Annotated in this window: 21 protein-coding genes; 18 read left to right on the forward strand and 3 right to left on the reverse strand. The window is 50.6% G+C overall.

Going from position 1 to position 22,564, the window contains the following annotated elements:
- Positions 1-9: 9 nt before the first annotated feature.
- The 12 genes from N7268_RS18420 to N7268_RS18475 all read left to right on the forward strand — a co-directional run bounded on the left by N7268_RS18420 (position 10) and on the right by N7268_RS18475 (position 15,169).
- Entirely contained in the window at positions 10-2,037 is a 2,028-nt protein-coding gene (locus tag N7268_RS18420; RefSeq protein WP_260863993.1) for a lipase family protein, read from the forward strand.
- Entirely contained in the window at positions 2,030-2,803 is a 774-nt protein-coding gene (locus tag N7268_RS18425; RefSeq protein WP_260863994.1) for a hypothetical protein, read from the forward strand. The genes N7268_RS18420 and N7268_RS18425 overlap by 8 nt, the downstream gene beginning before the upstream one ends.
- A 2-nt stretch (positions 2,804-2,805) precedes the next feature.
- A complete protein-coding gene (locus N7268_RS18430) occupies positions 2,806-3,576 on the forward strand; it encodes a hypothetical protein (RefSeq protein ID WP_260863995.1) in 771 nt (256 codons plus the stop codon).
- A 27-nt stretch (positions 3,577-3,603) separates the two neighbouring features.
- Positions 3,604-3,870, forward strand: a complete 267-nt coding sequence (locus N7268_RS18435; protein ID WP_260863996.1) for a PAAR domain-containing protein — start codon at positions 3,604-3,606, stop codon at positions 3,868-3,870.
- Between the two features lie 3 nt (positions 3,871-3,873).
- Positions 3,874-5,034 (forward strand): hypothetical protein, encoded by a 1,161-nt coding sequence (locus N7268_RS18440; protein WP_260863997.1) that lies wholly within the window; start codon positions 3,874-3,876, stop codon positions 5,032-5,034.
- Positions 5,021-8,434, forward strand: coding sequence for an ImcF-related family protein (locus N7268_RS18445; RefSeq protein ID WP_260863998.1), 3,414 nt, complete (start codon positions 5,021-5,023; stop codon positions 8,432-8,434). The genes N7268_RS18440 and N7268_RS18445 overlap by 14 nt, the downstream gene beginning before the upstream one ends.
- Positions 8,434-10,029 (forward strand): type VI secretion system protein TssA, encoded by a 1,596-nt coding sequence (gene tssA / locus N7268_RS18450; protein ID WP_260863999.1) that lies wholly within the window; start codon positions 8,434-8,436, stop codon positions 10,027-10,029. The genes N7268_RS18445 and tssA overlap by 1 nt, the downstream gene beginning before the upstream one ends.
- 20 nt (positions 10,030-10,049) lie before the next feature.
- Positions 10,050-11,813, forward strand: a complete 1,764-nt coding sequence (tssF, locus tag N7268_RS18455; RefSeq protein WP_260864000.1) for a type VI secretion system baseplate subunit TssF — start codon at positions 10,050-10,052, stop codon at positions 11,811-11,813.
- Positions 11,768-12,871 (forward strand): type VI secretion system baseplate subunit TssG, encoded by a 1,104-nt coding sequence (tssG, locus tag N7268_RS18460; protein WP_260864001.1) that lies wholly within the window; start codon positions 11,768-11,770, stop codon positions 12,869-12,871. The genes tssF and tssG overlap by 46 nt, the downstream gene beginning before the upstream one ends.
- A complete protein-coding gene (gene tssJ, locus N7268_RS18465) occupies positions 12,852-13,388 on the forward strand; it encodes a type VI secretion system lipoprotein TssJ (RefSeq protein ID WP_260864698.1) in 537 nt (178 codons plus the stop codon). The genes tssG and tssJ overlap by 20 nt, the downstream gene beginning before the upstream one ends.
- Position 13,389: 1 nt before the next feature.
- On the forward strand, positions 13,390-13,815 hold the full coding sequence (tssE, locus tag N7268_RS18470; protein WP_260864002.1) for a type VI secretion system baseplate subunit TssE: 426 nt from the start codon (positions 13,390-13,392) through the stop codon (positions 13,813-13,815).
- 124 nt (positions 13,816-13,939) lie between these two features.
- A complete protein-coding gene (locus N7268_RS18475; RefSeq protein WP_260864003.1) occupies positions 13,940-15,169 on the forward strand; it encodes a VasL domain-containing protein in 1,230 nt (409 codons plus the stop codon).
- Positions 15,170-15,241: 72 nt separating this feature from the next.
- Here the strand turns inward: N7268_RS18475 and ompC are convergent, their stop codons facing one another.
- Positions 15,242-16,399 (reverse strand): porin OmpC, encoded by a 1,158-nt coding sequence (ompC, locus tag N7268_RS18480; RefSeq protein ID WP_260864004.1) that lies wholly within the window; start codon positions 16,397-16,399, stop codon positions 15,242-15,244.
- Between the two features lie 419 nt (positions 16,400-16,818).
- Here ompC and N7268_RS18485 point away from each other — a divergent pair, with 419 nt between their 5' ends.
- The 3 genes from N7268_RS18485 (at position 16,819) to N7268_RS18495 (ending at position 19,466) form a co-directional block, all read left to right on the forward strand.
- On the forward strand, positions 16,819-17,520 hold the full coding sequence (locus N7268_RS18485) for a phosphohydrolase (RefSeq protein ID WP_260864005.1): 702 nt from the start codon (positions 16,819-16,821) through the stop codon (positions 17,518-17,520).
- A gap of 67 nt (positions 17,521-17,587) precedes the next feature.
- The gene (locus tag N7268_RS18490; RefSeq protein WP_198903773.1) at positions 17,588-19,018 is read left to right on the forward strand and encodes a DNA cytosine methyltransferase; all 1,431 of its coding nucleotides are present in this window, start codon (positions 17,588-17,590) and stop codon (positions 19,016-19,018) included.
- Positions 18,999-19,466, forward strand: a complete 468-nt coding sequence (locus tag N7268_RS18495; RefSeq protein WP_198903774.1) for a very short patch repair endonuclease — start codon at positions 18,999-19,001, stop codon at positions 19,464-19,466. The genes N7268_RS18490 and N7268_RS18495 overlap by 20 nt, the downstream gene beginning before the upstream one ends.
- On the opposite strand, the gene yedA is transcribed toward N7268_RS18495, so the two are convergent.
- Positions 19,458-20,378, reverse strand: coding sequence for a drug/metabolite exporter YedA (gene yedA / locus N7268_RS18500; protein WP_260864006.1), 921 nt, complete (start codon positions 20,376-20,378; stop codon positions 19,458-19,460). The two genes, N7268_RS18495 and yedA, sit on opposite strands and share 9 nt — an antisense overlap.
- 178 nt (positions 20,379-20,556) lie before the next feature.
- Here yedA and N7268_RS18505 point away from each other — a divergent pair, with 178 nt between their 5' ends.
- Together N7268_RS18505 and N7268_RS18510 are read left to right on the forward strand one after the other, a co-directional pair.
- Positions 20,557-21,468: a DUF808 domain-containing protein gene (locus N7268_RS18505; RefSeq protein ID WP_260864007.1), complete on the forward strand. Its 912-nt coding sequence runs from the start codon at positions 20,557-20,559 to the stop codon at positions 21,466-21,468.
- 77 nt (positions 21,469-21,545) lie between these two features.
- A complete protein-coding gene (locus tag N7268_RS18510; RefSeq protein ID WP_198903777.1) occupies positions 21,546-21,728 on the forward strand; it encodes a YodC family protein in 183 nt (60 codons plus the stop codon).
- A 206-nt stretch (positions 21,729-21,934) separates the two neighbouring features.
- Here N7268_RS18510 and yodD read toward each other — a convergent pair whose 3' ends face one another.
- Complete coding sequence (gene yodD / locus N7268_RS18515) at positions 21,935-22,162, reverse strand: DUF2525 domain-containing protein (RefSeq protein WP_198903778.1); 228 nt, start codon at positions 22,160-22,162, stop codon at positions 21,935-21,937.
- 163 nt (positions 22,163-22,325) lie between these two features.
- Here yodD and dsrB point away from each other — a divergent pair, with 163 nt between their 5' ends.
- Complete coding sequence (gene dsrB / locus N7268_RS18520) at positions 22,326-22,514, forward strand: protein DsrB (RefSeq protein WP_198903779.1); 189 nt, start codon at positions 22,326-22,328, stop codon at positions 22,512-22,514.
- Positions 22,515-22,564: the final 50 nt, after the last annotated feature.

A 22,564-nucleotide genomic window follows, 5' to 3' on the forward strand; every position in this document is an offset into this window, starting at 1 on the left:
GGGATGTTTATGGCAGGAAATTCATTAGTGACATCTGTGACGCATACAGAGGCAAAAGCTACGGCGGGAAGGCAAAAACCTTATTGGGTTGAGTTTCAATTGGTAGATGAGCAGGGTGATCCCGTGGCAAATATGCCATGGACAGTGGAAAGCACTCATCCTGTTTCCGGGCCGGTAGAGGGATTCACTTATTCTGGTCAGAGCGATGCTGACGGATTTATCCATATTGATATGCCGCATGGTCTGGAGCTGAGGCTGACGTTAGATGGCAATCAGCTGGCTACGGAAATGGAAAAACGTGCTTTACGCGTTAGTCGCGATGCGGAAAATGATTCTATTGTGCGTCCTGAAGCTGAAGAAAAAGGGTATATCTGGCATTATGCCGTTATCGGTGAACTTTGTCGAACTTCACCAAACTTAGAATTAAGACCTGGGGAAATGTTACCTGCATACCACTTTCCTGCAAAAACAGCATTTAAGGGATTCAAATTCCTAACGAATGAACTTGAAAAGCGTCATGTAATAGAAATATGCCCTTTCAGAGCCTGGGAACTTGTTCTGCATCATCAAAAGGACTATTCCATTGCGAACGGAATTAATCTTGGGGCAGCAGCAACGCTTGCCTATGCAGATGACAGTACTCTGGATACGGTGTCAATTACGCGCTTTTTTATTAACCAGTGCCAGGATCTATCCCGCTTACCTCAGCTTTATAAAGACGGCTCTGCATGGAATACGTTAGTACAGGATATTCCCTTTAGTGAACGATATCATCCCCCGGTATTTATGGATACCTCACGAGACACGTCACCTAAGGAAGACGAGAAGAACCCACTTGGAACAGCCCAGAGAGAGGATGATACTGCTGCAACAAAGGCAGACGGTGATACGCAGCTTTATTATGTTTATAACGCGGATAAGGTGATTGTTGCCTGGCGTGGAACGGCCAGCTTGTTTGATGTGGGAACGGATCTTGCGTTTAGACCGGTAAATTCAGAATTATGCGATAGAGACAAAACGCAATGTACTCCGTTACTACCTGCTGGGAAAGTGCATACTGGGTTTTGGAGCGGATATAATCGGGTTGAAAAGAAATTTAATAAAGAAATACTAGAATTATTAAAAACCATTGAAAGTAGAATGTTATTTATCTGTGGTCATAGTTTAGGTGGGGCCTTAGCTCTTATTCATGCTGCAAAATTAAAGGGTTATAATCCTTTACTTTACACCTATGGGATGCCGCGAACATTTACCCGCGATGCCGCGGTGCAATTGTCGGAAATTACCCATTTCCGGCATGTTAATGATAATGATCCTATTCCAGCCGTACCTGCGGAAGCCAACCTGGATAATGAGCTATATAAACTCTGGGGATGGCTGGGGGGGACGCTAGGTTTTTTCTGGTCGCTGGGCGAACTCCTGGCTTACCAGATGGTTACTTGGGGAGATTGCTTCTGGCATCACGGCAATACGGTCGCCTTTCTCACGGCCACTCAGAGTCGGGAATGGAAAGAGTGCAAAAGAGAGCTGCCGACTCCGGCGGGGTGTATTACCATCAGAAATACACTTCCCTTTAAAGCTAAACTTTATCTGGTTCCTGCCCTGGCGGAGCAGGAGATGCAGCAGGCTGGTCAGAAGCAGAAAGAGTTTAAAGCGTCATTAACGCAGACAGATATAACTGACTTTTTCCCAAAAGGGAGTAATCCGAACAGAGGCGTTAATTTAAATCTTTTTGAACACTATATGACCTCCTATATGCCCTATATGTATAACAAAGTGTTAGAGTTGATTGATAATGCCGGGATAGTGGAAAAACGTACCTTTACTGAGCATCGGTATAACGTTGATTCATTCAGAGAACAAATGGAAGAAAATAAAAATGATATACCGGAGAGAGAGGTAGCAAGAAATAACATCTTTCTGAATATAGAAGGACTGCTGGATGCATCGCTTTCCCCTACGCTGTCCATGCCGTCTGGCAACGATACGCTTTTGCGGTTTGCTCAATACGGAGAAGAGGTAATAGAAAATGCATAATCAATCAAAAATTATTCTGCTTTCCCTAGTAATGTTGACCGTGTCGGGTTGCAATATGAGCCGGGCCGTAAACAAAACGTTATCCCCACCGGCAGATACAAAATGGGTCAATGTTGAAGTAAAAAATCCGTCTCAGTATACAAAACCCTTCCCGCTTGAGGTCAGATACATATCATATGAATGTCAGAAAAAGAGAGTGAGTGGGTTTGATGGTTCAGTGATCACAGAACCCAGCTATAACGTTATTGGGATCCCCATGCAGCAAGAGAGCGGGGATGTCTGGAAAGCAAAGGTTGCTATGATCGGGGGGGGCTCATGTAAATGGACCTTGAGTGCGGTTAATTTAGGTATAGAGTATATAGACGCTACACATCTTGGCAAAGATCTTGTACCTGGCACTGCGGTAGGGGTATCGCTCGCTTTTGATAATAATTCTTCTAGAAATGGGCAGTTTTATATGGTAACAGGTAATGTCTTAAAATTAGCACCTAATTATTATCCTTTGATTCATACTAACAAAAGGATTCAGAAAAATGATGCATTAGAGCTTTTTGGTAAAAAAGATTTTATACAAAAAAGAATTGTTTTCAATGTCAATAATGATGTTGTTGTCATATTTTCACCAAAACTTGATGAGTCAAAAGTTGTAAAAATGGTTGCGCCAATAGAGTATCGAGTGGGTGCATATTATAAAATAATATATCCTGATGGAACTGTTGTATCTGATGGATCCACTCACCCTGATATAAGTAAAGTAGAAAGATAGGGATGAATAAAAGATCTAAGGCATTGCTCATTTCCTTTTTATTTCTCTCTACGGCTAGTTGCAGTATGAGCCGTGCTGTAAACAAAATGTTATCCCCGCCGGCAGATACAAAATGGGTCAATTTTGAAGTAAAAAATCCGTCTCAGTATACGAAACCGTTTCCGCTTGAGGTCAGATACATATCACATGAGTGTCTGAAAAAAAGAGTTGGTGGCTTTGATGGTTCTGTTATCACAGAACCCAGTTATAACGTTATTGGGATCCCCATGCAGCAAGAGAGCGGGGATATCTGGAAAGCAAAAGTTGCTATGACTGGTGGCGGAACATGCAAATGGACGTTGAGTGCGGTCAATTTAGGTATCGAGTATATAGATGCTACACATCTTGGCAAGGATCTTGTTCCTGGTACGGCGGTAGGTGTGACCCTCGCCTTTGATAATGATGCTTCTCGTAATGGACAATTTACCTTTGTCACTGGAGATGTAGATTTATCTCCTAAATATTATCCTTATATAAGAGAGAAGAAAATGGGGGGGGTAGAGAATAGCTTATCTCTAATTGGTAAGAAAGACTTTCTGTCATTGCGTGTTGGTGAGATTAGTTCTGTGAAGTTTTTCCCTGAAATAGATGAGATGAAAATAACAAGATTTGTCGGGTTAGAGAAAAAAATAAAAGGTAAGTATCCAAAAATCATTTATCCGGACGGAAGTGTTGCTCCTGAAAAAACTCTTTTCCCTGATTTTGATAAGGTCGATAAAATGAATGTTAATTGATTTTTATTTAATGTTCGAGGATTCAACATGACAAAAGGCTTAGTTTTGCTTGGTGACAATACCTCTCACGGCGGAAAAGTGATCTCCGCTTCTTCCAATATTACTGTTGACGGGAAAAAGGCCGCGTTAGTTGGCGATATGGTCAGCTGCCCGGTAGATGGGCATGGAACTAATTCTATCGTGGAAGGATCACCGCACCGGACATTTAACGGTCGCGCTGTTGTTGTCGATGGCTGCAAATGTCAGTGCGGTTGTACAGTAATTTCAAGTGCGCAGAACAGCACAGTAGGATAATCAATGGGCTGGGAAAGGACGAAAGCAACAACAATGGAGTTGCCACCTGAGCCATCTTTTACGGGATGGCTGTTGGCAGGAGGCGTAGCCGCGGTTGTGGGCATTTTGCTGTTTATCCTACATGCGTCAGGCATGGTTAAGGCACTGGCTGCATTTAATATCTGGTGGCTGGCATCCAGCCCGGTTCTTGGCTGGTTTTTCCTGTTTTGTTTACGGGGGTGGCTGTGGGGCAGAACAGTCAATGAACATCAGTTTTTGCAGAAGGAGGCGGAATACGGACAACAACAGTGGGAAGCTTGGGCTGGACGCTATCTGGCCGTTCTTGGAAGCAGCATACTGCTACCTTCCGGAGTGACCTCTGACGCTATTGCTAAATCAGATGCAGCAGATGCGCCGCAATTTCTTTCACTGACCAGCCATTTTGATGCGCAATTGGTTAATTCCACCTCCTTGCTCGAACTGGGCCTGGCCGGTGTACAAAACGCGATCGCGATGTTGCCTTCTACAGTGCCGTTCAACGTCACCATTGTGAGCGACATGATTTCACCGGACTTCGAAATCCGGTTTCGCGAAGTATGGGGAAGAATTTACCCTGGCCATGCGCTAACAGGCTCAGTTTCGTTTTGTAAAACCCTTTCTTTCGTCTGGATCGCAGATCGCCTTAAAAATTCCGTTTTCGATATCGATTTGATCCTGATATTGCAGAATCAGGGGGCTGAACAGTATTCCGACGCACTCGCGACCATGATACTTACCAGCGATGATGTTGCTGATAAATATCAGCTTCCCCATTCTGCCCGCATATTGCGACCAATGCCTCTGGACATGGAAAATTTCGGAGTGGATATGGGATTGTTCCTCGAAACACAAACGTTCGCCTGTCAGACACCAACCGTGTTTTGTGACTACGGGGACTGGAATGATCGGTTTGCTGAGTTGATGACAGCATCCCAGGCATATCAAACACCATGGGTGCCGCAGGAAATTGATGTACTGGAAAAATATAATGGTATTCCAGGGGCAAGCAGTGCGTGGCTTTTAGCCACATTACTGTCCGACATCGTGTCAGTTAACAACAAACCTGTTTTAGGGCTGTTTACCTCAGGTACTGATCGTTTTGTCAGTACTGTTACTTTAGGGAGTGGAAATAATGATGCCGGGTAGATCATGGAGCAGAGGAGGGCTTGCCGGCATAATAGCCTTCATCTCAGCAGTTATAGTGGCCTTGATCCTTCATTTTATCCCCTCGCATGGCCTTGATACCCGACTGAAGCAAGTTCTTGCATTTGCTGTTGTATGGTTAGTTTTGCTTATTGCTTTCTATACGCCGTTAATGTTCCGCTTCATGCAGGAAAAGTATCATCGTTTGCTGGAACAAAAGAACAATGCGTTGCCTTCTGATGAGTCAAGAGTAGCTCGGGCCCCGTCACGCAACGTCACCGTCGACACCATTCGTGAATCCATGCGTAACCTTTATGGTCGTCGCTGGCCCGGCAAGCTCCGCATCCTGCTGATAACCGGCACCGTCTCTGATGTGGAGCAACTGACTCCGGGCCTCACCGCGCAGCTCTGGCAGGAAGACCGCGGCACGCTGTTGTTGTGGGGCGGTGATCTCAACACGCCAGCCGACAGCGCATGGTTAACTGCACTGCGTAAACTGCGTCGCCGCCCGCTGGATGGGCTGGTGTGGGTTACCTCGGTGTTCGACCAGATGTCAGCCCCCGGCCTGGAACAGCCATTGCCGGTGCCTTCAGAAAGCACCATGGATTCTCTTTCTCACGCCATCAGCGAACGTATGGAAACGCTTGGCTGGAAGCTCCCGCTATATGTCTGGTCCTTGCATCCTCGCGCAGGCAAGCAGGAAAGTCGTATTGTTCAGGCGACAGGCTGTCTGCTGCCTGCCGGATGCCGTACTGAAGGATTAGCAGAACAGCTCGCAGCGCTGACGCCGGTACTGATCTCGCAGGGACTGCAGCAGACCTGTAATGATGTGAATCACAACTTTCTGTTGCGACTTGCTGACCAGCTCATTCGCAAGCCGGAGAGCGTGACCGCGCCGCTGTCGGTGATGCTCAATCCATACCGTCCGTTGCCGCTGGCAGGGGTTGTGTTCAGCCAACCTTCTGCCGGTGCTGAGCGCGCGGTTCGGCACCACTGGGGGATGGACAAGCGCTGGGATATTCTTCCTGATTCTGTTCGCGCGCTTCCTGAGACATTGCGTCCGCGCAAACCAGGTATCCCCTGGCGCAACGTGATGGCTTCTGTCGTCGCTCTGGTGATGATGGGGTGGGGCGCGTGGATGGGACTCTCTTACGTGACCAACCGTAACCAGGTGAACGACGCGAATGCCCAGGCTGCGATGGCTGTCCGGCAAAATCAGCCGCTGGAACAGCGCCTGCATGCGTTGTCGGAACTGCAGAAAACACTGGCTCGTTTGCAGTTCCGTTCTGAACATGGGGTACCGTGGTATGAACAGGCCGGGCTGAGCCAGAATAACGCGCTGCTGGTTGCGCTCTGGCCGCGCTACCAGGAGTGTGCATTACCTCTGCTGCGTGATGCGTCAGCGGAACATCTGCAGCTGCAGGTTAGTGCCTTTAATGCACTCCCGCCGGGTAGCCCGCTGCGCGAGCAGATGGCGAAAACCACTTATGATCAACTGAAGATCTACCTGATGCTGACCCGCCCGGAACATATGGATGCCGCCTGGTTCAGCTCTGCACTGCTGCACGACTGGCCGAAGCGTGATGGCGTGAAAGACGGTGTCTGGCAGGGCATGGCTCCGTCATTGCTGTCGTATTATGGCGCACAGCTGCCCTCTCATCCGGAGTGGAAACTCCGCCCTGATGAGAATATGGTCAGCCAGGCGCGCTCCCTGCTGGTTCGCCTGATGGGGGTGCGTAACAGCGAATCGACTCTCTACCAGAAGATGCTATCGCAGGTGGCACACCTGTATGCCGATATGCGTCTCGAAGACATGACGGGTGAGACTGATGCTTCCCGGTTGTTCAGCACCTCTGACATTGTGCCGGGGATGTTTACCCGTCAGGCCTGGGAGCAGTCGGTACAGCCGGCCATCGAGAAGGTGGTGAAGGCGCGCCGGGACGAGCTCGACTGGGTACTTACTGACAGCAAGCGTCAGGCAATGACACAGGATGAAACCTCTCCGGAAGCGCTGAAGAATCGCCTGACAGAACGCTATTTTGCCGACTTTAGTGGCGCCTGGCTGGGGTTTCTCAACAGCCTGCGCTGGAACCAGGCTGCTACGCTGTCGGATTCGATTGACCAGCTGACCCTTATGGCCGACGTACGTCAGTCTCCGTTGGTAGCACTGATGAACACGCTGAACGTACAGGGCCGTACCGGACAGATCGGCGAAGCGATTTCCGATTCTCTGGTGAAATCAGCGAAGAATCTGCTGGGCAACGATACCCGGGATGCCATTGATCAGAGTGTCGATGTTCACGGGCCTTTGGATGCGACTTTCGGCCCGGTACTGGCGTTGATGGACAAAAAACGCACTGATGCGCAGGATCAGAGTCTGCAGTCTTATCTGACTCGGGTGACTCAGGTGCGCTTGCGCTTGCAGCAGGTGACCAATGCTGCTGACCCGCAGGCGATGACCCAGACTATTGTCCAGACGGTATTTCAGGGTAAAGCCGTGGACCTGACCGAAACGCGTGATTACGGCAGTCTGATTGCTGCCGGGCTTGGTCAGGAGTGGAACAGTTTTGGTCGCACCGTGTTTGTGACCCCGATGGAGCAGGCATGGCAGCAGGTATTGACGCCGGCGGCCGCCAGTCTCAATACCCAGTGGCAACAGGCAGTGGTGAATGAGTGGAATAGTGCTTTTGGCGGGCGTTATCCGTTCAACAACTCCAGCAGTGATGCCTCCTTGCCACTGCTTGCGAAGTACCTCAATGCGGATTCCGGACGTATCGCACAGTTCCTGCAGACACGCCTCAAGGGCGTACTCCACCGCGAAGGCAACCACTGGGTGCCGGACAGCATCAATTCGCAAGGGCTGTCCTTTAATCCGGCGTTTCTCAATGCCATCAATACTCTTAGTCACATCTCGGATGTGGCCTTTACCGAAGGCAATGCGGGAATGCATTTTGAACTTCGTCCGGGCACCGCTGATGGCGTGATGCAGACTGACATGATTATTGACAGCCAGAAGCTGACCTATGTCAACCAGCTTCCCACATGGAAACGCTTTAGCTGGCCAGCGGATACCGAAGCTCCTGGCGCGAACCTGAGCTGGATCAGCACTCAGGCCGGGACCCGCCAGTATGCGGATATTTCAGGAGCCTGGGGTTGGATACGCTTGTTAGAGGAGGCGACCGTCAGCGCTTACCCGGCGGTAGGCAGTAGCTACAGTCTCAGTTGGAAAGCTCCGGATGGACGCCCGCTCAACTACACCCTACGAACAGAAGCCGAAGAAGGCCCGTTGGCGCTGCTGAAGCTGCGTCATTTCCGTCTGCCGGAGACCATTTTCAGCACTTCCGGGGAAACACTGACAGGACAGGCCGTCAGTGCAGAAAATGATACAGGGGAGATGTACTGATGAGCACGCTTAATGCCTTACTGATCGCCTGCCAGGCCGAACAGGAGTGGTTGTGTGCAGCCACTCGTGAACGCGTGGCGCAGTGGGATAGCTGGCTGCATCCGTTATCAGAGATGTCTCCTGTTGGAGAAGATCCGGGCTATGACGATGACTACCAGCAGATACGCGAGGAAATTAATAAGCTCTCTGGAGCAAACACAGAGCTTATATGCTTACTTGCTGAAAAGATTTTAACCACCACCGCCAAAGATATCCGGGTGGCGACCTGGTACTGCTGGGCAAAGCTGCACCGTGAAGGCGAGCAGGGGCTGGCCGAAGGTCTTGAACTGCTGGCTGGGCTGATTGCGCGTTTTGGCGCGCAATTGTATCCGCAACGTGATCGTAGCCGCAAGGCCGCACTGGAATGGCTGGCAGGCTCGCGTATGACCGATTCCCTTTCTCTGTACCCGGAGGTGGTCAGGGAAGAGGCGGTGCGAACTACTGGCGCGCTATTGTTGATAGCACAACTTACCGAAAATGAGCCGGAGGAAACCCGTCCTGAGCTTAATGCATTGTATGGCGCACTGGAAAGTCGCCTGCAGAAAGCCGGAGGTGTGGATGCCGTGGTGCCGCAAAATGCCAGCATCAGTGAAACACCTCTTTCGCCCGGCCACACGGATGCTCCGGTAATAGGGCGCATTACTTCAGGTCAGGATTTACTGGCTCAGGCCCGGACGCTCACCGAATACCTGCGTGAACAACCCGACGGTTGGCTGTCAGCACATCACTTGATGAAAAGTTTGCGCCACGACACTCTGCGGGCCATTCCTGCCCCGGATGCACAGGGCCGTACGCGCATCGAACCACCAAGAGCAGATCAGCGTGCGTTGCTCAAGCGCCTCTACCTGCAACAAAACTGGGCTGAAATGCTGGAGACCGCGGACAGTACCTTTTCTCGCGGAGCGAATCATCTGTGGCTGGATTTGCAGTGGTATATCCATCAGGCGCTGACGAAGTCAGGCAAAGAGGCGCTGGCTGACATTATTGCAGCTGACCTGAAGGGGTTGCTGACACGTCTTTCCGGGCTCGAAACCCTGGCGTTCAGTGACGGTACGCCGTTTGCGGATGAAGTTACGTTGAACTGGATCCAGCAGAGTGTGCTGGACGCTACGGGCGGATGGGGGAATAACACGCAGTCAGCACAAATCGCGGCTGGCAACGACGATATCCTGGCACTTGAGCCAGAAGCGGTGGCTGTCGCTGACAGTGATGGACCCGATGCGGCGCTGGGCTGGTTACAGTGCCGTCCTGGTATCACTACTGCGCGCCAGCAGTGGCTGCTGCGTCTGCTGATGGGGCGTATCGCAGAACAGTACGGCAAAAATGAACTGGCAGTGTATCTGTTTACAGAACTGGGCGCGCGGGCCAGTGAAGTGACGCTCATCGACTGGGAACCTGAGCTGTTATTTGAGGTACAGGCCCGTCATCTGAAACTCCTGCGACTGAAAGCCGGTCGCAGTGAAGCTGATAAGGTGCGACTGACGCCAGTGATGGATCAATTACTCGCCGGGTTAGTTGCAGTTGATCCGGCACGTGCGGCCATCCTTTGCGGTTAGATCCACAGGAAAATGAACAAATGGAAGATTTAACCCTGCGTTATTTCGATGCAGAAATGCGCTATCTGCGTGAAGCTGCAAAAGAGTTTGCACAGACCCACCCGGACCGGGCAGCGATGCTGGATCTGGACAAAGCGGGCACACCGGATCCGTATGTTGAACGCCTGTTTGAAGGCTTTGCCTTCTCAATGGGACGATTGCGCGAAAAGATTGACGATGACTTGCCAGAACTGACCGAAGGGCTGGTCAGTATGCTCTGGCCACATTACTTGCGGACCATTCCGTCGCTGTCGGTAGTCGCCCTCACGCCAGCTCTGCATGCGATGAAAATGGCGGAACTCGTACCTGCGGGTCTGGAAGTGTATTCCCGCCCGGTGGGGCCGAAAAACACCGTCTGCCGCTATCGCACCACGCAGAATGTGATGCTTAACCCTCTGAGTATCTCAGGCATTACCATGACCACCGAACCTGATGGTCGCTCACTGTTACGGATGCGGTTTGCCTGCAGCAGTCAGGCGGACTGGTCCCATGCCAATCTCAGCCATTTGAGCCTGTATCTCGGGGCGGATGCACCGGTCAACAGTCAATTACATCTGATGCTGACGAAGCGGCAGGCTGCATTGTATATGCGCCTGCCCGGGCAGACCGACCGTATCCGTCTTGATGGCTATTTCTCACCGGGTGGATTTGGTGAGGAAGACGGTCTGTGGCCAAAAGGCGAAACGGCGTTCAGCGGTTACCAGTTGCTGCTCGAGTACTTTACCTTCCGGGACAAGTTTATGTTTGTCCATCTCAATGGGCTGGACGGTATTACGCCACCGGCCGGGACGGAATATTTCGACATTGAAGTGGTGTTCACTACGCCCTGGTTATCAGATATGCCGGTCACTGATGACGCTATTCGCCTGCACTGCGTACCGGTTATTAATCTTTTTACCCTGGAAGCGGATCCCCTCACCATTACGGGTCTTGAAAGTGAATATCTGCTGCGGCCCAAACGGCTGCAGGACGGGCATACTGAGATTTATGCCGTGGATTCTGTCACCGGCTCAAATCGGATCCATGACGCGGAGTACGTCCCGTTCAGCAGCTTCCGCCACAAAGGCGGGATGATGCGTCGTCATGCACCGCCACGTTACTACCACACCCGTGTGAAACGCGGTGTCACCGGGCTGTATGACACCTGGCTTATTCTGGGTGGTCATCAATGGGAAGATGACCGGCTTGTGGATCGCGAAGCCGTATCGCTACAAATTACGGGCACTAATGGTCAATTACCGCGTCGGGCGCTCCAGAGCACGCTGCTTGACCGCTGTGAACAGATCGTCGATACGCAGCTCTCGGTGCGCAATCTCTGTAAGCCCACGCTGCCGGTCTATCCACCTGCAGAAGACCGTTTTCACTGGCGGGTATTGAGTCACCTCGGCTCAGGCTTCCTGAATATGATGAGCACCGCCGAAGTGCTGCGCGGTACTCTGGCGCTGTATAACTGGCAGGACGATGAACTGAATACCCGGCGTCTGGAGGCAATACAGCATGTGGCGCATCATCGCTTGCAGCGATTCGAGCAGGGCTATCTGCTACGGGGGCTGGATATTGAAGTAACGCTCGACAGTAACGGATTTACTGGCGAAGGCGATATCCATTTATTCGGCGAAATGCTTAACCGTTTTTTTGCGCTCTATGCCGACATGAACCAGTTTAACCAGCTTACCCTTATCGTTCAGCCAGAAGGAAAATGCATCCGGTGGAAAGAGAACCACAGTCCGCGCCTGCCCAACTAATCGCGCAGTTGGGCGACCGGCTGCCGCACCTTAACTTTTACCGTTTTTGCCAGTTACTGGAGCAGAGCCAGCCGGATAAACCCGTGATCGGCAGCACCTGGCAGTTGCGTCATGAACCGGTGCGCTTCCGGCCACATGCAGGGATGGGGTTCCCGGCATCCGAAATCAAAGGGGGTGAACCACCTGAGTCTCCGCACCTGCCACCCACGATACGTATCACCTTTATGGGGCTATACGGCGTCGAGTCCCCGTTGCCTACGCACTATATCGATGACATCACCCAGCGGCGGGAAGGTTACGAGGTGACCGCCGATTTCCTTGATATCTTCAACCACCGACTGATTGCTCAGTATTATCGTATCTGGCGTAAATACTCATACCCGGCGAGTTTTGAAGAGGGCGGTAAAGACAGCATATCGCAGTACCTGTTGGGGCTGGCCGGGCTCGGGATTGACGGCTGTACGGACAGTATCGCAACACCGGCTTCACGTTTTCTGGCGCTGTTGCCGGTCATGCTATTGCCGGGACGTACTGCGGAAGGGATGGCTTCATTGGTACGCCTGCTGGCGCCCAATACGCAGGCCAAAATCTGGCACCATGACAAACGTCGTATACCGCTGAAGAAGCCGCTCACCATGAGCATTAGTCATCCAGTCACCCTGACAAACCGTCCGGTGATGGGAAACTATGTCACCGATGTGAATAGCCAGGTGTTGATGAGGCTGACTACCGCTGATCCAAATGAGGTACAAGAGTGGTTGCCGGGGGGCGCGCTTCATACAGACTTAATGGCGCTGCTGCATGTCTGGCTTGGTTCACGCCTTGATGTACGCCTGCAACTGAGTGTCGAGCGCAGTCTGCTGCCTGACGCCACGATGAGCAGTAAACCCAAAGCAGGTGCGGTACAACTGGGCCGTACAGCGGTGATGCGACCACTGAATTCGGTGCATACGACAAAATACCCAAAAACAATAACCATCAACCTGGGGCGCTATGAGCGAGTTCAGGAAAACATTCACCGCAGGGAGACCGATGAAGATGGCGATTACCGCTGGTAAATTCCCCCAGGCCATGCTGGCCGCGGGCATCACACTGATACTGGCAGGCTGTGGGCTGACCCAGAGCGTCACAGAGGGTACCGTCGCTGTGACCCGGTCAATTTTTTATAAACAGGTGAAAATCCTTCACCTGGACATACGTGCGCGCGAGGCGGTGAATAGCAATGCGGGTGGCGTGGCGCTGTCCACCGTCGTGCGTATTTATCAGTTGAAAGACCGCAAAACCTTCGACAGTACCGACTACCCGTCACTGTTTAAGGCTGACAGTCAGGCCATCAATGCCGATTTGGTGGCAGAGAAGGATATCCGCCTGCAGCCCGGAGGGACGGTGATGGTTGATATGCCAATGGAGGAAAGTGCGCAGTATGTGGCGGTGGCAGGGATGTTTATGTCGCCAGACCAGGAGAAAAACACCTGGCGCGTCGTGTTGAGTCGTGATGATCTTGACCCGGATAACGCCCGCGTCATTGAGGCCGGTAATAACCAGTTAACGCTGGTAGCGGTAAAGGATAAATGAGATGCCACGTCCTTCTCTCTATGAAACCCTCTTTGGTAACTTCACCGGTGGTCTTGATATGTGCCAGGTCAGTGAACAAAACCAGGTGATTTTATCCGTGCTCGATAACATGCAGTGCATTCTTAACTGTCGCGCAGGCTCGCTGGCCCACTTGCCGGACTATGGTCTGCCGGATATGACCAAAATCCTGCAGGGAATGCCAGGAACCGCTCATCAACTGATGAGTACGCTGTCGTCTGTATTGCTGAAGTACGAGCCAAGACTGAAAAATATTACGGTCACATTGCTCGATCAGACTCAGCCGGGTGAACTGTGCTACGCCATTGATGCAGAACTAAAAGGCCTTGGGCTGGTTCGCTATGGAACGGAGTTTATGCCGGAAGGACGCGTCCTGCTTCGTCACCTGAGGCAACAGCAATATCTTTGATTTAACCCCTTATTACACTGGTCTCACCTGCCTGCCGATAGCATCAATGCGGTATACCTGACGGTTCTCTTGCGAGTCACTGAGCAAGACGGATTACGTCAATCTGTCAAATGGATATCTGGTCATGAATGACATTCACTCCCGTAAAATTAATACTGGCGGCGATCCGCGCCCGCTGGCGGATTATGCCGCTTTGCGCGATGAGCTTGCTAAACTTTCCCATCCTGCGCGACCTGATGTTGACTGGGGGCGCGTTGAGCAATTGAGCCTGTCATTGTTTCGCCAGAACGGTGTTGAGCTGCAAACTCTGTGCTGGTATACGCTGGCGCGCACACGAATTACCGGGCTGGCAGGGCTTAATGAAGGCCTGGCGATTCTGGAAGCGTTGCTGACCCATCAATGGGGAACGTTCTGGCCGCAGCCGGTTCACGCCAGAATGGAGATTCTCACCGGATTCAGTCAGCGCCTGCAGGCGGTATTGCGAACGCTAAACCTGAATTATGGTGATTTGCCACAGGTTTACAAAGCGGAAGAGTACCTCAATGCTATACGTGAGCGTCTACAGCGTCTGGAGTTGAAAAACGCCAGCCAGATAGGGGATCTGTGTGCATTTATGCACAATGCGGTTATACGCCTTGAAAATATCGATGCGAGCAACAGTATGCCGGTTACAGTGCCGTTGTCGGCGTCATCCGTTGGCTTAACTGAACCGCTGGTGTACATAGTCCATGAGGCTCCCGTTGTGCCACAGGTCGTGACTGAGTCAGGTGAACCCACTCGCTCGCGGCCGTGGAGAAGCTTTGTGGGTGGGGCGCTGGCCATGCTGGTGTTGGGATCTACGGGATTGTGGGGCTGGCAGAAACTCACCCCTCCACCCAGCAGCCCGTTGCCCGTTGTGGCAAATGAATCATCCCTGGAGGCGTTGTCACAGTTTTCGCCGCTGTGGCTACAGAATTACGGTTTCGTGCTGGCTGCATCCGCAGCACCTTCAGATGCTGAAAAATTGAAAGCTCAGTGGCAGCGTTATATCAGGAGTCATGCCATATCTGATTCATCGCTCGCTGGCTGGCATGCGGGAATGGACGGCCTTCAGGCATTAACGCAGCGTCTGAACGCCCTTGATGAGCGTAAAGGCAAATACCTGACTGGCTCAGAACTGAAGTCGATGGTATTTACCATCACACAAGACTTTAGTCGTGCGACGCCTGTTGAAGAGCAACTTTTCCTACTCAGCCAATTTCCCTCCGGGACGCCACTACCAGACGCTCAAATATTGCAAACGGATATGCATCTTAGCCAGCTCATTAACCGTTATATGCTGATAAAACAGCGAGCAGAAACTTCAACACCGTAAAAGCATCAGGGCTGTTCATATAAAATAAAAAGCCCGCTTCAGATGAAACGGGCCTGTAGGTTTGGCGCAGGATTAGAACTGGTAGACTAAACCAACGGCAACAATGTCATCCGTTGAGATACCATTATTAGCGTAGAAGCTATCGTCTGCATCCAGCAGGTTGATTTTATAATCAACGTAGGTAGACATGTTTTTGTTAAAGTAGTAAGTCGCGCCAATATCCACATATTCCACCAGATCTTTATCGGTGTATTGGTAGACGCCGTTTTTATCTACACTCTGGCCGCCCAGATCCTGGCCTTTAGACAGCAGATAAGAGATAGCAGGGCGCAGACCAAAGTCAAATTGATACTGAGCTGTCACTTCAAAGTTCTGTGTTTTATTGGCGATGCCGTCAGCGTCGCCATACGCGGTCATATTGCGGGTTTCCGCATACATGGCGGCCAGGTAAATATTGTTTGCATCATATTTAGCACCGACGGTCCAGGAATCAGCGGTATCACCGCCTGCAGTGACACTGTTTTTGTCGTGAGAACCGTGCGCGACCTGATTATTGGTACGGTCTGAATGAGAGTAGGCAGCCCCTAAACTTAAGCCAAAATCAAAATCATAAGAGGTAGACATACCGTAACCGTCGCCGTTCTCTTTGGACAATTTACGGCCACCGGTATTACCTGTACCTTCGCCAGAGCCTGGGTTTTCATTGTTACCCTGGTATTGCAGTGCAAAGTTTAAACCGTCAACCTGACCAAAGAAGCCCTTGTTACGATAAGTGGCAACGTTATTAGTACGGCCAGTCATGTAAACATCGGTTTGAGCCCAGGTATCGCCACCAAACTCTGGCAGCATATCTGTCCATGCTTCAACATCGTAAACAACACCGTAATTACGGCCGTAATCAAAGGTACCATTCTCACCGAAGCCCAGACCGGCAAATCCCAGACGCGTCCATGAGTTCCCATGATCTTTTTCAGTTGTATTAGCCTGGATGTTATATTCCCACTGACCAAAGCCAGTCAGCACATCATTGATCTGTGTTTCACCTTTAAAACCCAGACGAACATAGGTCATGTCGCCATCGTCATTCGCGTTATCAGAAAAATAATGCAGGCCATCAACTTTTCCGTAGAGATCAAGTTTATTGCCATCTTTATTATAAATTTCAGCTGCGTTTGCTGCACCAGCGGCTAATAAAGCCGGGACGATAAGTGCCAGTACTTTTCTTTTCATTATGTATTTCCTTATGATAATAAATTTTATGAATATGTAGTGTTATCCTGAAAACTACAGCTGGATACTATTCTATTAAGTTCATTGTTTTTAAAAGGTAACATGTAACAAATATATTTAATATATTTCAAAGTGTTTCAATTGGCTTTATTATAATTAAATGTGAATGTGTTTTGTATGTGTTATTTCTTGTTTTTATTGTTTATTACTGCGTGGCTATTGTTTATCTTTAAATATAATTGATATGAATATTCATTAATGAATGTGTTCTGGTTTTTTAATAAAAACAAATAATGAAAAAAGATATTGGATTAATTTTACATATATATGTTTTATTCTAAATTAGAAGTATTCATTTACCGTGTGGTTTGACAGGCGTGTTTTTGATAAGGTCATCTTCTTTTGTGGAGAGCGACAGCATGGATTTACAACATTGGCAGCGGCAGTTTGAAACCTGGTTACGCAGACATCATGTTGACCAGGATGCCGCTCATGACCTTTTTCATTTTCGTCGGGTGTGGATAACAGCACAAACGTTGGGTGACGGTGTTGAGGTTGACTGGCTGGTGGTTCTGACAGCGTGTTATTTCCATGACCTGATCAGCTTGCCGAAAAATCATCCTGACCGACATCGTTCATCGGTGCTGGCCGCGCAGGAAACCTGCCGTGTGTTGACGCGAGACTTTCCTGATTTTCCCGTGGATCGTTTACCTGCTGTCAGTCATGCCATTGAAGCGCACAGTTTTAGTGCCAAAATCACACCCGAGAGCATTGAAGCAAAAATTGTGCAGGATGCAGACAGACTTGAAGCACTTGGCGCAATTGGTCTGGCTCGCGTATTTGCGGTTTCCGGTTCCCTCGGTGTCGCGCTGTTTGATGCAGAAGATCCCTTTGCACAACATCGGGAGCTTAACGATAAGCAGTATGCGCTCGATCATTTCCAGACCAAGCTGTTAACGTTGCCGCTGACAATGCAAACCGAGCACGGTCGGCATTTGGCGCAACATAATGCAGACTTTTTGTTGACGTACATGGCGAAATTAAGCGCGGAGCTGAAAGGGGACTATGAGATGTTGGATCTTGCCGCGATTCAGCCTCTTAACGCGCGCCAGCAGCGATAATAGCCGAAACGTAAACCCCTCTTTTTTATGTTAACCTGTGGGTAATTCATTTCGGGCGGTTAAATGTATGCAGGATAATTTTTCAGTAGCAGGCTCCATAAACCTGATGACAGACGATAACGGGGTCGCCGTACAGGTGATTTTGGCTAAGTTGCTTGAAATATATGACGTAAAAACGCTGGTTGCCCATCTTAATGGCATCGGCGAGAACCGCTGGAGTCCGGCAATCTTCAAGCGCGTGGTCGCGAATGAAACATGGCATCGCCTTAGCGAACGTGAGCTTGCCCACCTGCATACCTTGCTACCAACGCCGCCGGCGCATCATCCACATTATGCTTTTCGATTTATCGATCTTTTTGCCGGTATTGGCGGCATACGCCGTGGCTTTGAGGCGATAGGCGGGCAGTGCGTATTGACCAGCGAATGGAACAAGCATGCGGTGCGTACCTACAAAGCGAACAACTATTGTGACCCGCATCAGCATCACTTTAATGAAGACATTCGTGATATCACTCTCAGCCATCATGATGGCGTAAGCGACCAGCAGGCAGCTGAACATATTTGCCAGCATGTCCCTGAGCATGACGTACTGCTAGCCGGTTTTCCCTGTCAGCCGTTCTCTCTGGCGGGTGTATCAAAGAAAAATGCGCTAGGACGTGCACACGGCTTTGCCTGTGATACGCAAGGCACGCTCTTTTTTGACGTGGTGCGCATCCTTGATGCACGTCGTCCGGCAATATTTGTGCTCGAAAACGTCAAAAACCTGAAGAGCCATGACCAGGGAAAAACGTTTCGCATTATTATGCAAACGCTGGATGAGCTGGGTTATGACGTGGCAGATGCTGCGGATAACGGGCCGGACGATCCTAAAATTATTGATGGCCAACACTTTTTGCCTCAGCACCGCGAACGTATTGTCCTTGTGGGGTTCCGCCGCGATCTGAATTTGAAAACAGACTTTACCCTGCGCAATATTGTTACCCGTTATCCACAGCGGCGGGTGACGCTGGCTGAACTCCTTGAACCCACGGTTGATGCGAAATACATATTGACCCCGGTCTTGTGGAAATACCTTTATCGCTATGCGAAAAAGCATCAGGCGCGGGGGAACGGGTTTGGCTACGGCATGGTCTATCCCGGTAATCCCGATAGCGTAACGCGTACATTATCTGCGCGTTATTACAAAGACGGCGCAGAAATCCTGATCGACCGTGGCTGGGACATGGCGTTGGGTGAGCAGGATTTTGACGATCCGCAGAACCAACGGCATCGCCCGCGCAGGTTAACGCCAAGAGAGTGCGCACGTCTGATGGGCTTTGAATCCCCACAAGGCTACCAGTTCCGTATTCCGGTCTCAGATACCCAGGCCTACCGCCAGTTTGGCAATTCGGTCGTAGTACCTGCATTCGCGGCGGTTGCCAAACTGCTGGAGCCGAAAATTAAACAGGCCGTTGCGCTGCGTGAAAAAGAGACTCTGCATGGCAGACGTTCACGATAAGGCAACGCGCAGCAAAAATATGCGGGCGATAGCGACCCGCGATACGGCTATCGAAAAACGGCTTGCCAGCCTACTCACAGAGCAGGGTGTCTCATTTCGCGTGCAGGATGCGGCGTTGCCCGGCCGCCCTGATTTTGTCGTTGATGAGTATCAGTGTGTCATTTTCACCCATGGCTGTTTCTGGCATCGCCATACCTGTTATTTATTTAAAACGCCCGCCACCCGAACGGACTTCTGGCTGGATAAGATCGGTAAAAATGTTGTGCGCGATGAACGGGACCGGGAGAAACTGCAGGTGCTCGGGTGGCGTGTACTGATTGTCTGGGAGTGCGCCTTGCGTGGGCGTGAAAAACTGGATAATGAAGCGCTATCTGAACGTGTCATTGAGTGGATCTGCGGCGGTGGTGCCAGCGCGCAGATCGACACTCAGGGTATTCATTTACTGTAACGATTTCTCTGACGGGGTGACGACGGCGTCTGATTTAACGGGGAACAGGTATTTACCCAGCGTCACCAGAATCACCGCGAAAACAATCACGCCCAGCGCCAGCCACTCAATGAGCGCCAGACTTTCTCCGCCCAGACCGGTGCCTAATAACACCGCCACTACCGGGTTGACGTAGGCATAACTGGTAGCCAGAGCAGGGCTTACATTGCGAATCAGATACATATAAGCATTAATGGCGATAATCGAGCCAAACAGGGCCAGGTAACCTACCGCCATAAAACCGGAAAATGACGGCATGGTGGTCAATTTTTCGCCGGAGAGAAACGATGCGCACATCAGCACAATGCCGGCGGCTAACATTTCAATGGCGCCTGCCATCATGCCAACGGGTAACGTTATACGCGAACCGTACACAGAGCCAAACGCCCAGCTCATTGAGCCAATCAGGATCAACACCGCTCCCCACGGATTGCCACTCAAGTTTCCACCGCTATTGAGCATGATGATCCCGGCAAGACCGATCGCAATCCCAAGCCATTCCAGCTTGCGTGTTTTGATACCAAAAAAATAGCTAAAGCACAGTGTAAATAGCGGTACCGTCGCGACGACAACCGCAGCGATGCCGGAAGGAACGTTTTGATGTTCCGCAACAGTCACCAGGCCGTTACCCTCCGCCAGCAGTAGAATACCGATCAGTGCTGCATTGAGCAGGGGACGTAAAGGCGGAAGTTTGTGACCGCGAATAAGTAAGAATGCGGTTAACAGTATTCCCGCAGCGAGAAATCGTACGCCTGCCATCATGAGCGGTGGCCAGCTTTCAACACCGATGCGAATAACGAAGTACGTGGAACCCCAAATGATGTACAGCGCGAAAAGCGCGCTGAAAAGTGGTAACAATTGCCTGAAACGCATAATCCCTCACGGTGGAAATAAAAAGGTGCAACATAGTAAACGTCAAAACTATCATGCTGGCGAGATTTATAATTGCCTGCTGTTGTTAAATATTTGTTGACCAGAGAGGTCGGTTTCAGCATTCCGTGTTTTACTTCATACTAATGACTGCAAAAGAAGAATATTGAGGGTAAAAATTTTGGCAGGAAGTAGCTTACTCACTTTACTTGATGATATCGCCACGCTTCTCGACGATATCTCCATGATGGGAAAACTGGCCGCGAAAAAGACGGCGGGGGTGTTGGGGGACGACCTGTCTCTAAATGCGCAGCAGGTCTCAGGGGTACGGGCAAATCGCGAACTCCCGGTTGTCTGGAGCGTGGCAAAAGGATCTTTCGTCAACAAAGTTATCCTCGTGCCGCTGGCGTTACTGATCAGCGCTTTTCTTCCCTGGGCTATTACGCCGTTATTAATGATCGGCGGGGCGTTTCTCTGTTTTGAAGGTGTGGAAAAAGTGCTGCATACGCTGGAAGCGCGTAAGCATAAAGAAACCCCGGAAGAGCGCCAGCTGCGCCTGGCGTCCCTTGCGGCCCAGGACCCGATGACGTTTGAGAAAGATAAAATCAAAGGTGCCGTGCGGACTGATTTTATTCTCTCGGCTGAGATCGTTGCGATTACGCTCGGTATTGTGGCTGAAGCGCCACTGTTAAATCAGGTGCTGGTCCTGTCCGGTATTGCTTTAGCGGTGACCATTGGCGTGTACGGTCTGGTGGGGATCATCGTTAAACTCGATGATATCGGATACTGGTTGGTAGAAAAGACCAGCGCACTTGCGCAGGTGTTTGGAAAAGGACTGCTGGTGGTCGCTCCCTGGCTGATGAAAACGCTGTCCGTTGTGGGTACGCTGGCGATGTTTTTGGTCGGTGGCGGCATTGTCGTGCACGGAATTGCGCCGTTGCATCATGCGATTGAACATTTTGCCCAGCAACAGAATACATTCATGGAAATTATGCTTCCAACCCTGCTGAACCTCGTACTCGGGTTTATTATTGGGGGGATTGTCGTACTGCTGGTGAAAGCGATAGCAAAAATGCGAGGCGTTTCGCACTAATTGTCACGCTGTAAATTATGCAAAAAAGCGGGTTGTCGTCTAAGGTGAAAAGGTTTCTCTTGATACAGGAGGCAGGTATGGTCTTTTCTGTCAGTGAGGAAGTCACCGTGAAAGACGGGGGCCCACGGATGATCGTCACCGGATATGCCAGTGGTATGGTGGAGTGTCGTTGGTACGACGGTTTTGGCGTCAAGCGTGAGGCATTCCGTGAAGATGAGCTTGTGCCGGGTGAGCGAAGGCAGCGCCAACAAGATGTCTGAATTTGACACTCATCCGTAACCCGGTGATCTCCCAAGTATTAGTTATATTTATCATTCTGGTGAGAATTATTTACTTGTCAGGCAAAAAAATTGCAGATAAGGTGAGTTTCACATCAGATTTCCTGGTGTAACGAATTTTCAAGTGCTTCTTGCATAAGCAAGTTTGATCCCGACCCGATAAGGGCCGGGATTTTTTTCGCCCTCAGTCAGCGATTGATTTCCGACACGCTAAAATCGTGGATATCAAGCTCGAACGCTTCAGCCAGTTCATGCCATGTGTGGTAATCACGACCGTCAACGCTGACGCGTTCCGGGTCATCGTGGCTTCGATGAATTTCGCTCTCGCAGATTTCGTTGATTGCCTTCAGCAGAGCGTCCACATCGACGCTAACTTCGCGTTTGGCCGTATCGCTGTACTCTTTCGCGGTTTTCATCCTCATACCTCTCAACCGTTACGGATACCGGGCGCGCGCAGCAAAATCTCTGATGCGCACCCTCTAAGTATAGACTGTCGAGAAAACCCGCAATCGCGCGTGCCGGGCGCTGCCAGAAAAGGGAATTTGTTCTACACTGGCACAAAGCCACAGGAGGAAAACGATGAAGGTGAATGATCGGGTTACAGTCAAAACGGACGGCGGTCCTCGTCGGCCGGGTGTGGTGCTGGCCATCGAAGAGTTTAATGAAGGCACAATGTACCTGGTTTCGCTTGAAGACTACCCGCTCGGTATCTGGTTCTTTAATGAGTCAGGTCACCCGGATGGTATCTTTGTGGAAAAACTGGAGTGAAGTAACACGTTTCCCGTTTATCCTGACTGGTGGCATGCCCACCAGTCAGA

Origin of the sequence: Citrobacter sp. Marseille-Q6884 (assembly GCF_945906775.1) — a bacterium.
Lineage (GTDB): Bacteria > Pseudomonadota > Gammaproteobacteria > Enterobacterales > Enterobacteriaceae > Citrobacter.